General features: G+C 35.9%; 14 protein-coding genes and 1 riboswitch. Of the genes, 11 read left to right on the top strand and 3 right to left on the bottom strand.

The window, feature by feature from the left end:
- Positions 1-32 precede the first annotated feature (32 nt).
- The gene (locus tag BLD48_RS06925; protein WP_071499554.1) at positions 33-632 is read left to right on the top strand and encodes a GIY-YIG nuclease family protein; all 600 of its coding nucleotides are present in this window, start codon (positions 33-35) and stop codon (positions 630-632) included.
- 613 nt (positions 633-1245) lie between these two features.
- Positions 1246-2259 (top strand): hypothetical protein, encoded by a 1014-nt coding sequence (locus BLD48_RS06930; protein WP_071499555.1) that lies wholly within the window; start codon positions 1246-1248, stop codon positions 2257-2259.
- Positions 2260-2325: 66 nt separating this feature from the next.
- Here BLD48_RS06930 and BLD48_RS06935 read toward each other — a convergent pair whose 3' ends face one another.
- Complete coding sequence (locus tag BLD48_RS06935) at positions 2326-2580, bottom strand: hypothetical protein (protein ID WP_236629958.1); 255 nt, start codon at positions 2578-2580, stop codon at positions 2326-2328.
- A 96-nt stretch (positions 2581-2676) separates the two neighbouring features.
- On the opposite strand from BLD48_RS06935, the gene BLD48_RS06940 reads away from it, so the two are divergent.
- Positions 2677-3540, top strand: a complete 864-nt coding sequence (locus tag BLD48_RS06940; protein ID WP_143082925.1) for a hypothetical protein — start codon at positions 2677-2679, stop codon at positions 3538-3540.
- 301 nt (positions 3541-3841) lie between these two features.
- Here the strand turns inward: BLD48_RS06940 and BLD48_RS06945 are convergent, their stop codons facing one another.
- The gene (locus BLD48_RS06945; RefSeq protein WP_071499558.1) at positions 3842-5749 is read right to left on the bottom strand and encodes an AAA family ATPase; all 1908 of its coding nucleotides are present in this window, start codon (positions 5747-5749) and stop codon (positions 3842-3844) included.
- A 409-nt stretch (positions 5750-6158) separates the two neighbouring features.
- Here BLD48_RS06945 and BLD48_RS06950 point away from each other — a divergent pair, with 409 nt between their 5' ends.
- From BLD48_RS06950 to BLD48_RS06985, 8 genes are all read left to right on the top strand, one after another.
- Positions 6159-6737, top strand: a complete 579-nt coding sequence (locus BLD48_RS06950) for a recombinase family protein (protein ID WP_071499559.1) — start codon at positions 6159-6161, stop codon at positions 6735-6737.
- Positions 6738-6945: 208 nt separating this feature from the next.
- The gene (locus BLD48_RS06955) at positions 6946-7458 is read left to right on the top strand and encodes a hypothetical protein (RefSeq protein ID WP_071499560.1); all 513 of its coding nucleotides are present in this window, start codon (positions 6946-6948) and stop codon (positions 7456-7458) included.
- A 21-nt stretch (positions 7459-7479) separates the two neighbouring features.
- Entirely contained in the window at positions 7480-8238 is a 759-nt protein-coding gene (locus BLD48_RS06960; protein WP_071499561.1) for an abortive infection family protein, read from the top strand.
- A gap of 489 nt (positions 8239-8727) precedes the next feature.
- Positions 8728-9258 (top strand): hypothetical protein, encoded by a 531-nt coding sequence (locus BLD48_RS06965; RefSeq protein ID WP_071499562.1) that lies wholly within the window; start codon positions 8728-8730, stop codon positions 9256-9258.
- A gap of 363 nt (positions 9259-9621) precedes the next feature.
- Positions 9622-10548, top strand: coding sequence for a YsnF/AvaK domain-containing protein (locus BLD48_RS06970; protein ID WP_071499563.1), 927 nt, complete (start codon positions 9622-9624; stop codon positions 10546-10548).
- Positions 10549-10599: 51 nt separating this feature from the next.
- Entirely contained in the window at positions 10600-10899 is a 300-nt protein-coding gene (locus tag BLD48_RS16275) for a hypothetical protein (protein ID WP_071499564.1), read from the top strand.
- Positions 10897-10998, top strand: a riboswitch (purine riboswitch). Its footprint overlaps the gene before it by 3 nt.
- 86 nt (positions 10999-11084) lie before the next feature.
- Positions 11085-12437, top strand: coding sequence for an NCS2 family permease (locus BLD48_RS06980; RefSeq protein WP_014969453.1), 1353 nt, complete (start codon positions 11085-11087; stop codon positions 12435-12437).
- A gap of 92 nt (positions 12438-12529) precedes the next feature.
- Positions 12530-13441: a proline dehydrogenase family protein gene (locus tag BLD48_RS06985; protein ID WP_071499565.1), complete on the top strand. Its 912-nt coding sequence runs from the start codon at positions 12530-12532 to the stop codon at positions 13439-13441.
- 18 nt (positions 13442-13459) lie between these two features.
- On the opposite strand, the gene BLD48_RS16460 is transcribed toward BLD48_RS06985, so the two are convergent.
- A partial coding sequence (locus BLD48_RS16460; RefSeq protein WP_236629959.1) for a hypothetical protein occupies positions 13460-13743 on the bottom strand: 284 nt, incomplete at its 5' end.

Raw genomic sequence — 13743 nt, forward strand, 5'->3', positions numbered from 1 at the left:
AAATAAAAGAAATGAGAAGGGAAGATCATTACATGGGCAAAAAGCAGACACATACATTTGGCTTTGAGCTAAGTTCGCTAAGGGGGCTTTCTGGTGTATATGTATTTCGGAATGCTAATGGCAATATTGAGTACGTAGGAACATGTAAAGACATAGATGATACAAAAGAGAACTGGAAGTCAAGAATGCAGTCACATCATTCATACAGCGGCAAAAAGTTAACGGATGAAGTCACTTTCATGGACGTATTCATACCAGATCAATCTATTAACAATCGAGGCTTATTAATTTTAGAGTATCTTTTGATTTGGTATCTGAGACCTCCGAAAAACCTTCCTGACGGGCTGGGGACGCACTGGAGATACTTTTACTGGTCTTGGTCAGAAGAAACTGTTAAAGCGGTAGCAAGGGATAAATATGACTCAATAATTACTACAAGTGTTGAAGAGTATTTACGTTCTTTCCGAATCAAGCGAATTCATCGAGCCTATGAATCAGACGGAAGCTTTACAAAATACGGTTCTATTAGAGAAGTTGGTTTCATCGATGAGTCGTGTCTCAATAACTCGGTTTGTACTTGTTTCCATTGCATAGCAAGAGAACGGCATAATGTAATCTTTAATGACGATTGATTCAAATCAAACGAAATAGTCCACGAAAACGATAAAAGTCACTGAGGCAAAGATGCTTTAGTGGCTTTTCAATAATACAATTTGCCCTGCGTAAATACTAAATGAATTTAGGTAGCACTTAGAAGTGCACGAAATGAATATTGAAAAATTTCGAGACGAGACGTTTAAACTAATGATTTTGATGGAGTAAATCATAACATGAGTCAGTAATTGTCTTCATTTCCACGAAAAAGCTTCCAATACATGCCTTGTAAAAGAAGTTACCAATCACTTTAACTATCCATTGATTGATCGAAGTCTTAGGCAGAGTGCTTATGATAGTTTTTGGCTCTCGTCTTGCGAGGGCAAAAACGGCGAGGAGGAACAGAGCGGAGCGAGTGACGGGCTGCCTGCCTATCTTTTTGTATTCGAAAAATAAAAATTGTACCGAATCGACTTACTATAATAATAAATAATATAGTGTATCAATTCGGTACAGTTTTTGATTGTGAAATTTAAATTGAAATAATATATATTGAAAAGGTACCACATCAATTCACTAAACCATGTGAGGGGGGATTATAAAATGGCTGCTTATACAAGCGAAACTTAGTCATTAGAAAAGGTTAGATAAATGGAACAAGTATTCACTTTAATTGAAATTGTAGAAAAATACGGGAGCGAGGCGATAAAAAAATCACTTAATAAAAATAATAATATCTCGGGTAAAGAAAAAATCACTCTTCTTAAAACAGTTAATCAGTATTGGGAATCGTGTGAGGTAGAAGGCAGAGGCTCTAAACGACTATTCAAATGCAGTGGGAAACGAAAAAAGAAAATTGATCGTGTTGATAATAGAATAAACAATGGTCAAGGTCAGCTAGTAGGAGAACTCGAATTAAAGACTCTGGTTATGAATTACTTAATTCACAATGACCAAGCTATTCATAAAATGAGCGCTACTAAATGGATTAAAGCACTTGATATTGCCAATGAAAACATTTTTGCTGCATTGTATGATCAGAGAAAATATCATTTAGATAAAATTGAAAAGTTGTTTGCGGATAATATTTCAAATTACGAAATTGGTGATTCAGCCAGTGATATGCTAAATGAGTTTTTGAATCTGTTTACACGAAGCATGAAAAATAGTTTGGTATCAGTGTTTAAGAAATTAGAAAAAGAAAATCTAGTTTTCTATGACGTAGAAAAATGGGGCTTTACATTTGATCATGAGTCCAAGGAACTTGATATGAATGATCTTAAGGAAATCGAGAAAATTCGTAGACATCTTTTTGAGCTATACAATATTTCTCCAAAGGATTTACGGATGGAATATAAAAAAGAAAGTATAGCGTTTAAAAAGGATCTTAAACAAGAGTTAAAAGATAAGCTGAATTTAAAGAACTACTACGACGTTCATTATTGTGAACTTACTAGTAGTTCAGATAGTTCAAAAATTGCTGCGGATGAATTAGCTTTAATACGTAATAAATTTAAAGAACTGTTCAAAGCCAATTCTTTAGAACTTGCGACAAAAAGAGAACTATCTACTACAGAATATCGTTATGAATTTAATAAAATCAACTCTTTAAAGCGTGCTAAACATTACTCTTTGATGTGGAAATTATTACTGGAGTATTTTTAAGTTGTAAAAATGTACTATATGTTTTGCGTAAGTAAAAAAAGACTAACTAATAAAACAAAAGTTTTATTAGTTAGTCTTTTTAATTATCATCTTTCTATCCCATTCTTTATGGCAATCTGGACACTGCCATTTACGTATACTATCAACATCAATACTAGTAATTCCGATTTTTCTTGTAAAGTGAGTGGCTCCATAAAATTGTTGAGACTCTTTAGGAATCGGTTCCCCTTGAAGATTCGCATTGCAATAAGGGCAGTATTCTTTGCTGTTATCCATAAAATCATCACTCCTTATCTTTGTTATTTTTTGTAACTCTAACATGAATAAATAAACGTTCTTAACATATAATGATAATTAGAAAGACAAAAGGTAAAAACAATATCTTTTAATAAAAATAAAGAAATAGAGGGATGTTAGTTGAATAGACGTAGGGTCAGTGGTTCTAGAAATATAAGAACAATTGGATTTCAAGATGAAGAGTCAGAAGAAAAAAGTTCACTAAGCGATAGTGCTCTCTTAATAGCTTTTATTACAGTGTTAGGATACTACTTGGCTTACTCCTATAAAAAAGGATATCTTTCGTATTATGGAGTATCAAAAAATATGATAAGCCAAGTTGATGTAATTAACATAATTATAGCTTCTTCGGCTTTATTCTCAATTATTTTCGTGCCATATTTACTTTACGTAAACACGAATACAGTACTGTATGGAGTAAATAATCCTATTGCTGTTATTTTTAAAAATAAAATAATTCCCTTGATAATTTTAGGGGCTGTATTATTGTTTGCGGTGAGCAGTTTCGTCTGGATATGGTGGGGTGCGATCGGATTATTAGCATCGTTTGCTTGGGTATACATAAGCCCACTTTTCATACATTCTAAAATAAGTGGTTACAAAAATAAATTAGAAGAAGTAATTAGAAGAGATACACTGAATGAGCCTTTTATAAAAAAAGTAATTCGAACTTTAAAATCGAAATCATTAGCTAAGTATGTACTCATACTCTTTGGAACTTTTTATTTAGGAAATATAGTGTATTTTATAGGAGTAGAAAATGCAAAAAAAGAGCGGGAGTATATTAAGCTTGAGGTTGATAATACTACATATCTTGTAGTAGATGTAATTGGAGAAAACTATATAATAACTCCTTATGATAAAAAAACAAACAGCATTAAATCTAAATTTTCAATAATTGAAATTAAAACTAATTTTGATGACTTATTAGAGTTTGAAAATATAGTATTAAAAGATAGTCTAAAGGTGAAAATAAAAAAGTGATTATTAAATCTTTACTACCTGTTAATAACTTCACTCTTTAAAAAAATAGTCTGTAGATTTATTAATACTGTATGAATTCTTATATCCTTATCTTATTAAATATAAAGTAATAAGAAGTCTCTAAAATCGTCGCTTTTGATAAAAAAATATTTAAAAAAATTATCTCTAATACTTCGTAAGAATCAGAAAGTATATTTATATCATATTTTCATGGAGTATTCTAAACCTGTTGAATTTTAGACAATTGTAATACAAAACGACCCCTTAGTAACCCAAGAGGTCGTTCAACATAAATAGCTTATTAATTTCTTGGATTTGAAGCAATAACTGATGCAATATTTAAAGATTCGGCTGCTTCACTACCTATAACAAAGTTAAAATACCTTATTAATCCTTCGTGATATTCATGGAAACTTTGGGTAATTAGATTCGTTGCTTTCCATGGTTTATCATTTGACCATGATTGCCCAAAAATATATTCTTCAAAGTTTGGGTTGTGGTAAAGTCTTCTACTTTCATCCAAGCTTATCGATTCTAACATTCTCAGATTATTCCCTACGTTATGTGCTTCTCCATCTAAATCGTGAATGAGGACAGGCTCAATCCCGAAATGAGAAAGAACTTCACAGTATGTTCTTTGGGTGAGTTTTCCTTTGCAGGAAATAATATTTATATCTTTACAACAATCTTCTATAGCTTCTTTTATGCTTGGATATTCAGAAATAAGAACATCTTTAATTGCTTTAAAGCTAGCAATTTCACAGTCTCCTTCAACTAAAACCACTCTTCTTGCGAAAAAAGATTCCAAAGTCGATGAATTAAAATTTAAAAGCATTCGCATTGCATTGCGTTTTTCTGACGCACTTTCCCCATTATAAAGATCTTCTTCTACTTGAGAAAACTTTGTTGATCCAGTAGTATTACAACGTTTAGCTATCACAATTCCTTGGTGACGGTCTGCTAAGTCAATGAAATGTTCAGAATGCGATGTGCAAATAACTTGCGAAAGCCCGGATTCAGATATTTTTAATAAAGAGTCCCTCATTTTTCTTTGTAATTGGGGGTGTAGATATATCTCAGGTTCTTCGACTAAAAATAAATAGCTTCTTTGCCATGTACTTACTTCTTCATCAGTTTCATCCAGTTCCTGAGACATTAATTCCAGTAAGGATAATATCAATAACCTTTGAGCACCACTACCTTGATGTTCTGTAGTAGTTTCTATCTCATTATATATTAGTGAAAACGTTGTGTTCTCATGTAGTTTTTCAATTACAGGCGGGTTAAAGTTAACCTTCGCTTCTATGTCCATTAAACGTTTCAATTTAAGGTTTAAAGAGCTTTCTAAATCGTTTAGAGACTCATGACGATCTTCTCCAACGAAAGCATTTCTTAAATTAGTTGCTGCTGTTTCAAAGTCCACGAATTTTTGTGAGTCTCGCATTTTCTTTTCTATTAAAGACGAAATAATATTTTTAGCTGCAGAATTAGCTTTTGTAGTGTTAGTTTCGTCTTGTAACAACTTCATAGCAGGTATGTAAATCACTTTAGGCATTATTGATCTTAGCACACTACTTAGTCCATTAGGATTTGGCATCCATTCTGGATCACGAAAATGAATTAACGACCTATTCTCATCTAAAACGAACTGCAAAAACGCCTCTTTTTTAGCTGCTGTAATTGTTCCTATAAAATCTTGCTCAGTACAAAATCTCTCATATAATTCCTTAAGAGGTTCTGAAACCCTTCGAAATACAGCATTACTCCAAGTTCTTTCATCTTCCAATTCATATATATATCCTTCTTCAATATAAGCATAATAAGGTACTTCCTTATCTGTTAAATCAGGAGCTTTCCAAGATCTTTTAATTTTTAATTCGTCATTATATATGTATCTACGTATTTCTTTTTTCTCTAAATCTTGATCATTAAAATTGGAGAAAATTACACAAATCTCCATGTGTTGATTCTCATCAAGTGAATCAGGTTCAATTTTCCTTGGAAAACGATCTAAGTCTGGACAATGGGGTTTTTCATAAGGAAAAAACATTCTTAAAGCTTCTAAAATTGTTGACTTCCCTACATTGTTTTCTCCAATAATTGTTAGCATATCGGAATGCCCATCAGACGTATTCGGAAATTTGATTGTACACAATTCACCTATTCCAACATTCTTATAATTTTTAATAGTTAATTCTTTTATTTTCATATATATTACCTCCTTTTCTAGATATTATTACATTTTTATAGTAATAATTATACTAATAATTTGAAATAATCGAGAAAATCAGATTGGTTTATTTTTATTTGTAATCTATCTTAATCAAAAAACCATATCTTACAAATGGCGAAGAATAGAAGAGTATAAGGAATTTAGTTTTAACTTGACTTGCCCTGAAGATCAACTGAAAATTGTTAAAATAATGCCAAAATTAGATGTCAAAACTTATTTATTTTCTTTTAAGTAATTTTATATAAAACCGTCGTTTTATAGACGAAATACCGAGGGAGTATAAATTAACATTTATGCTCTCTCTTTTTTGTTGTTTTTGTCTATAAACTCGTCTAATATAATTTGTATATAAAACGTATGAGAAAAAAGAATGGAGGTTAAATGAATGCATCGAATTATCGGGTATTGTCGTGTGAGTACGGAAGATCAGAACTTAGATATGCAAGAAAGAGCTATTAAGAAGTATGCGGAGGAAAAAGGGCAACTGTTGTTAATGTATGTTGAGAAAGTATCGAGTCGAAAGAGTGAGAGGGTCGAGCTACTGAATGCAATGAAAGCTTCTACTAAAGGAGATCTTTTCGTTGTCTATAAACTAGATCGGCTAGCCAGAAGCACTAAAGAGTTATACGAATTAACTGAGCAACTAAAAGAGAAACAAGTTGATTTTGTATCAATTAGTGATGCATTTGATACATCCACTCCAACTGGGAAAGCGATGTTTGGCATGTTGGCTGTCTTTGCTGAGTTTGAGCGTGATATTATTCAGCAACGTACAAAAGCTGGACTAGCTGCAGCTCGTAAGCGAGGTAGAATTGGAGGTAGACCTACTATAGATGAAAAAGTGAAGAAGCGTGTACGTACCCTCTTTGAAGCTGGAGAAAGTGCGAGCGATATTGCGAAAGAATATAAAATCGGAAGAGCGACCGTCTATAAAATCATTAAAGAAAGTGCAGAGGAGAATTAGTAATCATTAAGCGTGAGAATAGGATATCTTGCTAAATTTAAAGGTATTAAAATCAACACTTTAAAGAATAGTATAGATATTTATTTGTAATAGAGACTAGTGGGGGGTTATTTTCACTAACAATATAGTGATTTGACCTTATTAATGCATAGGTGGGTACATCTACACATCACAGTAATTTTGTATGGTAAGGAAAGGAGATTAGAAAATGAAAAACGAAATGTTGAAAAAATTTATAGAGAACTCTACAGGTAATTCTATTAGCGGACGAAAATACTATCATTTTGAATATGAAGAAAGTGAGGGTAAAGGGAAAGCAAGATTAATAGATGATCGTGGCTATGAAGTAAGTATTCCGGAAGCGGCATTAATTATTGAGGGTTTGAATAATGCTTATATGATTCCTGATGAGGAAGAGGTAAATGACTATTTAAATGAACGTAACGCAAAAAATGCTTTACAAGACGATTTGGGATTCGAAGATTTAAGAATTAGAGGCAAGTTATTTAGAATCGACCGTAAAAGAAACTGGGGATTTACTTGTGCCTCATGTAAAAAGAAGGTAATAAGTGAAGATAATAAAATATGGTGGGTTATTGAAGGTTATAATTACAATTCTGATGATAAGTACTGTTCGGAGGAGTGCGCTTATCCTTTGTATAATGAGATGTTAGAAAACATAAAAAAAAGTGTCTATAAACGTTACAACATTGATTATTGAAAAACTAAAAGGAGGCTTAATATGTATCAGGAAATTTTTGATGATGTTATGTGTTTACAAAATATAATGCTTTCACATGCGACAGGAGAAAAAGCTAGCGACTATGAATATCGAGCTTTAAGGGAAAAATTAATGAGTAACATCTATATAAATAGTGAACTACCTAGTTTGGTAAAAAATCATCGTAATTTGCCCGAATTTTGGAATTTCATTTCACAACACTCAGAGAAGTATAAAAGTAGACGGACTTATATATATGAAGCATTTAAAAATTTATTAGCATCAATGGAAGAAAAGAAAGCCTTTGCTTCGCCAATGGATGCAATTGTCTCTGATATTATAGAAAAAGTTACTGATTATGAGTCTGTTCAACGAACTTGGCAAAAAGCTCTTGATAGACGTAATACAGATCCAGATGGAGCGATTACTATAGCTAGAACTTTGCTTGAATTAACTTGTAAGCATATTATGGATGAAGCTAAATACGAATATAATGATAAAGCTGAACTACCACTGCTCTATAAAGGAGTTCAAGAGGTACTTAATCTGGCACCTAGCGAGCATACAGAACAAGTATTTAAAGAAATTCTATCTGGATGTATATCTGTAGTGAAAGGTCTCGGATCATTAAGAAATAAACTGAGTGACGCACATGGTAGAAGTCGTAAAGTCCCATCTCCTTCGCCTAGGCATGCTCAGTTTGCAGTTAATATAGCTGGGTCTACAGCTGGATTTTTAATCTCTTCATGGGAAGAAAAGAAAGGACGAGAAAATAAATAGTTACTAGCCGGTAAAATTGTAGTGGATTTTTTCGTGATTTCGTTGGAAAAAACGTTCTTCACCTGCTACAATTATATAAATAAATAATGCGATAAATTCAGTTGATTCATAACTTAAATAGATTGATAAGTCCTTTAATACCAACGTTTTTTGAAGCGTCCTGTACGATGTGACGTCGAAACCACCTTCAACGATTGAGTGGGAATAAGAATTAGATTTGCTGAGGGGAATCGTCTCATGAAGCCTGTCATACCAACATTTTAAAGGAGACAGGTGAAAAGAAGTCTGTTTCACCTTCAACAATTATATTTAAAAATGAAGCTCTCTTTTGTTCACATGATTTGTGAATGAAAGGGGGCTTTTTTTATCGGAATCATGGAGCTGTTAAACGACTTTAAACTGAACTCACAAACTCAAGTAGATCGAGATTGCATCCGGCGCTTGCTATAATATGAAGTGAATAATTAAACGGAGTGGGTAGGTGCAATTATGATTGATTGGACATGGACTGAAGTCGACAAATTAGAGAAACAGGAGAAATGGAATGAAGCAAAAGCATATCTACTAAACTCTTGGCGGCAAAATCCCGCGGACTTAAAAACTGTGATTCGATTGGGCTTTTTTTGTTGGTATGTCGTAGTCGAACAAGGACCGCTAGGAATTGCAGATGCAGATGTAGATATGGATGAATTAGAGACGTTACTGGAGGAAGTTACACATTTCGGCTTAACCCATTTTATGACGAATGAGGATTTTCTCTGGTGTTTTGGATATATGATTTCAATGTTTCCCTATTATTTTGGCGACTATGAACAGTGGGAAGAAAAAGGCATCTCCATGCTAAAACGTGCTTCTGAACTACGCCCGGACGAACCCATATATACATATTCATATTTAAGATCATTTTCCAATACTTATGACAAACATAAAGAGGTATTTCAACAGGTGCAAATTGTTTTAGAAGATCGATTTAAAGGAGAAGGCTTATTATCCGATTACTTTAAAAATGCATTCAATTAACAGGACAGTTAATTTTCAATTTTTCAATAATAAAAAAGCTTTGTATGAACAAATTGGTGACTCGATTTATAAAAAGAAAAATATAAAACAGAAAATATAAAACAGAATAGAAGATTAAAGCAAAATATTAGTTTTTTTAAAATTGATGAATAGCGAACGTAGAATATCATTGGAATATTTAGAGAAAGTCTGTCGCTAAATTAGCGTTGACTTTTTTTTACGAAAACATGTATAAATAATGTTTAATTAAAAAAGAAGTAGGGGAAATTCAAAATGTTGGCATTTAAAATTATTTGTAAGCGTTTGATATTTGATTTTAACATTAAATTTTAAACGCTGTTAATCCAAAAGGAGGAAGAGATCATGAGTAGAAAAGAGAATACATTTATCGACGTGTTTAATACCCAAGCGGAAGTATTAAGCAAGGTGAATGAATTAAAGGCACAGGGTTATAATGAAAGAGATATGTATGTCGTCGCACAAGATAAAGATTCGTTTTCTATGTTGAAAGACCAGACAGACGTGAATGTGGATACTACGGGTGAAGAGCAGCATCAAGGGTTCATGGGGAAATTCATGGCTGCCTTCTCTGATGATTCTTCTACGGAAGCATTCAATGGTATGGGGCTAGATCGTACTGAATCAGAAGAGTACCGTCGTCAAGTACAGAATGGAAAATTGGTATTGTACGTAGACAGTGATTATGGGGATTCTTACGAAAAACACAATCAGAGTTATGGTCAAGGATACGGTACGACTTCAGAAGTGGACCGGAATCAGGATTATGATAACTCTTCAGAAATGGATCGGACATCTACTACTGCATCAGATGTTGGGACAGAGGAAGAACGTATTCGCCTACATGAAGAACGTTTGAACGTTGATAAAGAAAGAGTTCAAACTGGAGAAGTAAACGTTAGCAAACGTGTTGTCGAAGATCAACAATCCATTGAAGTCCCTGTTGAGCGTGAAGAAGTATATGTAGAACGTCGCCCAGTCAACGAGAGCGAAACGAGAACAGAGGCGTTTGTAGACGAAAATGACTCCATCCATGTCCCGCTTTCTGAAGAACGCGTTGTAGTTTCAAAACAAGATGTCGTTACTGAAGAAATTGTGGTCGGGAAACGGAAAGTTCAAGATACTGAAATCGTCTCAGAAACAGTTCGTCGTGAAGAAGCGGATATCGATGATGGTACGAGTACAACGAATAATCTTGATCGAGATAACAGACTTGATCGAGATAATGATCTTGATCGAAACAACGGACTTGATCGAGATGATAGAAGATAATTTTATAGTTAATTGTTAAAAGAGAGTAGCTCATCAGCTACTCTCTTTTTTGTGAAAGGTCTGGTCGCATCCTCTTACTTCGAAGAATTGCCTGAACTGAAAGTTTTAGTTATGCCCGTATTCGCTGTAGTTATGGTGATCGCGTTCGGAAAACGACGGATTCAGTTGCAAGTTCATCAATTGTTATTCAAGAAGCGTCCTGAAGAACATATTCAAGCCAAAGCAAATAAAGAAAAACGCTTCCAAAACCGAACGTTCGGATTAATTAAAGAACTAAATTTCGCTTTTATGGTTGACCGTCTATTTTGTGCGTGCTACGATGTGTCTGTTCTTATTTTAATCATCCACTAAAAAAACAAAAAATAATGCCGTATAATTCTGGGGATATGGCCCGGAAGTCTCTACAGGAACACCCTAAAGGTTCCTACTACGGCGTGCACTGATTCTGGTGTGCGCTTAAAGAAACGGCTTTTACCGCTTAGGTAACTGCCGTTTTTTTCGTTTCTTGAGACGGCTTATTTGGAAAGAGGGCAACCATGAGCACACAGATGAAACCGCAACAACCAAAACAAAAGGAGAACGCGATTGCGCGTTACTTCGACTTCAACGGACTCGGTACGAATATGCGCACAGAGTTCATCGCCGGTATGACGACCTTCTTCGCGATGGCCTACATCTTGTTCGTCAATCCGAACACGCTTGCTGAAGCCGGGATGGATGCAGGAGCAGTCTTCGGAGCAACGGCACTCGTTGCGATCATCGGTTCGGTGACGATGGGCTTACTCGCCAATTACCCAATCGCCCTGGCGCCCGGTATGGGACTTAACGCATTCTTCGCTTACAGCGTCGTCATCGGAATGGGCATTCCATGGGAGACAGCCTTATCCGGTGTCTTGGTATCCGGACTTGTCTTCATGGTCTTGACGGCGTCCGGTATTCGCGAAACGATCATCAATGCGATTCCTGAACCCCTTAAAATGGCAGTTGCTGCCGGAATCGGTTTATTCATTGCTTTCATCGGTTTGAAAACAGGTGGTATCGTCGTCGCCAATGAAGCAACACTCGTCTCACTTGGTAATCTTGGTCAAGGAACAACATTACTTGCCGTCTTCGGATTAGTCATTTCAGCGATCTTAATGACACGTGGTATTAAAGGCGCCATCTTCTTCGGAATGATCATTACAGCGATTGCGGGGATGATCTTCGGCTTGATTCCCGTACCATCCGGTCTAGGTGAGATCGTCTCGGCGCCACCAAGCATCGCACCGACATTCGGACAAGCGTTCTTACACTTTAACGAAATCTTTACGGTACAGATGGCAGTCGTCATTTTAACATTCTTCTTCGTTGATTTCTTTGATACAGCAGGAACACTCGTTGCTGTAGCGAACCAAGCCGGTTTGATTAAAGATAATAAAGTCCCGCGTGCCGGTCGTGCCTTGATCGCGGACTCGACAGCAACGGTCGCTGGTTCGATTCTCGGAACGTCGACAACGGTGTCCTACATTGAATCGAGTGCCGGGGTCGCAGCCGGTGGACGTTCAGGGATGACGGCGATTGTCACAGGATTATTCTTCGGACTTGCCTTGTTCTTCTCACCACTACTTGCGGTGATTACGGCGCCGGTTACAGCACCGGCATTGATTATCGTGGGCGTCTTGATGGCTTCTTCGCTTCTCCAGATTGATTGGAAGAAGTTCGAATATGCAGTTCCGGCATTCTTGACGGTCATCATGATGCCACTGACGTACTCGATTGCAACCGGGATCGCGTTCGGATTCTTATTTTATCCAATCACGATGATCGCAAAAGGTCGCGCGAAAGAGGTCCATCCAATCATGTATGCGATGTCCCTCGGATTCCTGGCGTACTTCATCTGGTTACACTAAGTGTTCTTGTACGTTTGACGTCTTTCTTCTATATAGAAGAAAGGCGTTTTTTTTGTTGATCAGGGAAAGGAAAGAAAGAGGAGGTGTTTTGGATGATTGAAAAAATTACAGGCCCTGTATTTGAATACTTAGCGGAAGACAAACGATTGATCAAGCTGGCCCGAAAAATCGGTTTGCCGCTAGGTGGCACATTTTTTGTTGGTGGACAGACGTTGGATGAAACCGTTGGAACCGTCCAAACGTTAAATCAAGATGGGCGGGCGGCGACCATCGATTGTTTAGGTGAGTTCATCGAATCAGAAAAAGACGCCATCGATATCGCGGATGAATGCATAAAAGTCATTCACCGTATTTCAGAAGATCAACTGAATGCCCAAGTGTCCTTGAAGCTTACATCAGTTGGTTTACGGTTAAATCCAGAAATCACTTTTGCACAAATGACGCGCATTTTAGAAACGGCAGAACGTTTTGATATGCGCGTGACGATTAACATGGAAGAAGAGGCGGTATGTGAATCGATCATACATGTATTTGAACAGCTGCGAACAAGATTTTCAAACGTCGGCATTGCCTTGCAAGCGAATCTGTATCGCAGTCGCTTCGATCTTGAACGTTTGCAATCCACCGTTCGTGTTGTTAAAGGAGCGTACACAGGTCCAGCTGATATTTATATCGAACGGAAAGAAACCGTCGATGCGACATATTTACAGCTAGTCAAACAAAACCTTTTGCAAGGGTGTTATACGCAGGTGGCGACACATGACGAAGACATGATTCAAGAAGTCATCCGTTTCGTGCATCAACAGGGAATCGGATTCGAACAATTTGAATTCCAGATGCTGCAAGGGATGCGACCGAATCGGCAAAAGGAATTGGTAGAGGAAGGATTCCGTGTCGTGATCTATGTTCCGCATGGCGTCGACTGGTACACATATTTGATGAAACGTTTGGCCGAACGACCAGCGAACATCGTCTTTACTGCAATCAGTATGTTAAGGCTGTAACTACTTTGCAAAGGGTTCTTAAACTCTTTGTAAAGTTTTTTTGAAATAATGCTTGTGTTTGTCGAATTTTGTTGGTATATTAATAAATGTTCCAGCGAGACGCCTTTTATAAACGGTTTGTTGGGGCTGAAAAATCTTTTCTAAAACGTGGTTGACATAATCGAAAGAACCTGTTAATCTATTAAAGTCGCTAACACGACTTAAACGAAACGACGAACTTTGAAAACTGAACGATGAGGCAAAAAACGTATCTTCGGATACAAACAATGAATGAAACACAAGATTAACAAAAAGCAAATCAA

The sequence above is a fragment of the Exiguobacterium sp. KRL4 genome (assembly GCF_001870785.1).
GTDB lineage: Bacteria > Bacillota > Bacilli > Exiguobacteriales > Exiguobacteriaceae > Exiguobacterium_A.

Coding starts and splice junctions, on each gene's coding strand:
- BLD48_RS06955 (WP_071499560.1), top strand. CDS start 6,946: ATGAAAAACGAAATGTTGAAAAAATTTATAGAGAACTCTACAGGTAAT.
- BLD48_RS06935 (WP_236629958.1), bottom strand. CDS start 2,580: ATGTTAGAGTTACAAAAAATAACAAAGATAAGGAGTGATGATTTTATG.
- BLD48_RS06980 (WP_014969453.1), top strand. CDS start 11,085: ATGAGCACACAGATGAAACCGCAACAACCAAAACAAAAGGAGAACGCG.
- BLD48_RS06945 (WP_071499558.1), bottom strand. CDS start 5,749: ATGAAAATAAAAGAATTAACTATTAAAAATTATAAGAATGTTGGAATA.
- BLD48_RS06970 (WP_071499563.1), top strand. CDS start 9,622: ATGAGTAGAAAAGAGAATACATTTATCGACGTGTTTAATACCCAAGCG.
- BLD48_RS06950 (WP_071499559.1), top strand. CDS start 6,159: ATGCATCGAATTATCGGGTATTGTCGTGTGAGTACGGAAGATCAGAAC.
- BLD48_RS06965 (WP_071499562.1), top strand. CDS start 8,728: ATGATTGATTGGACATGGACTGAAGTCGACAAATTAGAGAAACAGGAG.
- BLD48_RS06985 (WP_071499565.1), top strand. CDS start 12,530: ATGATTGAAAAAATTACAGGCCCTGTATTTGAATACTTAGCGGAAGAC.
- BLD48_RS06930 (WP_071499555.1), top strand. CDS start 1,246: ATGGAACAAGTATTCACTTTAATTGAAATTGTAGAAAAATACGGGAGC.
- BLD48_RS06960 (WP_071499561.1), top strand. CDS start 7,480: ATGTATCAGGAAATTTTTGATGATGTTATGTGTTTACAAAATATAATG.
- BLD48_RS06925 (WP_071499554.1), top strand. CDS start 33: ATGGGCAAAAAGCAGACACATACATTTGGCTTTGAGCTAAGTTCGCTA.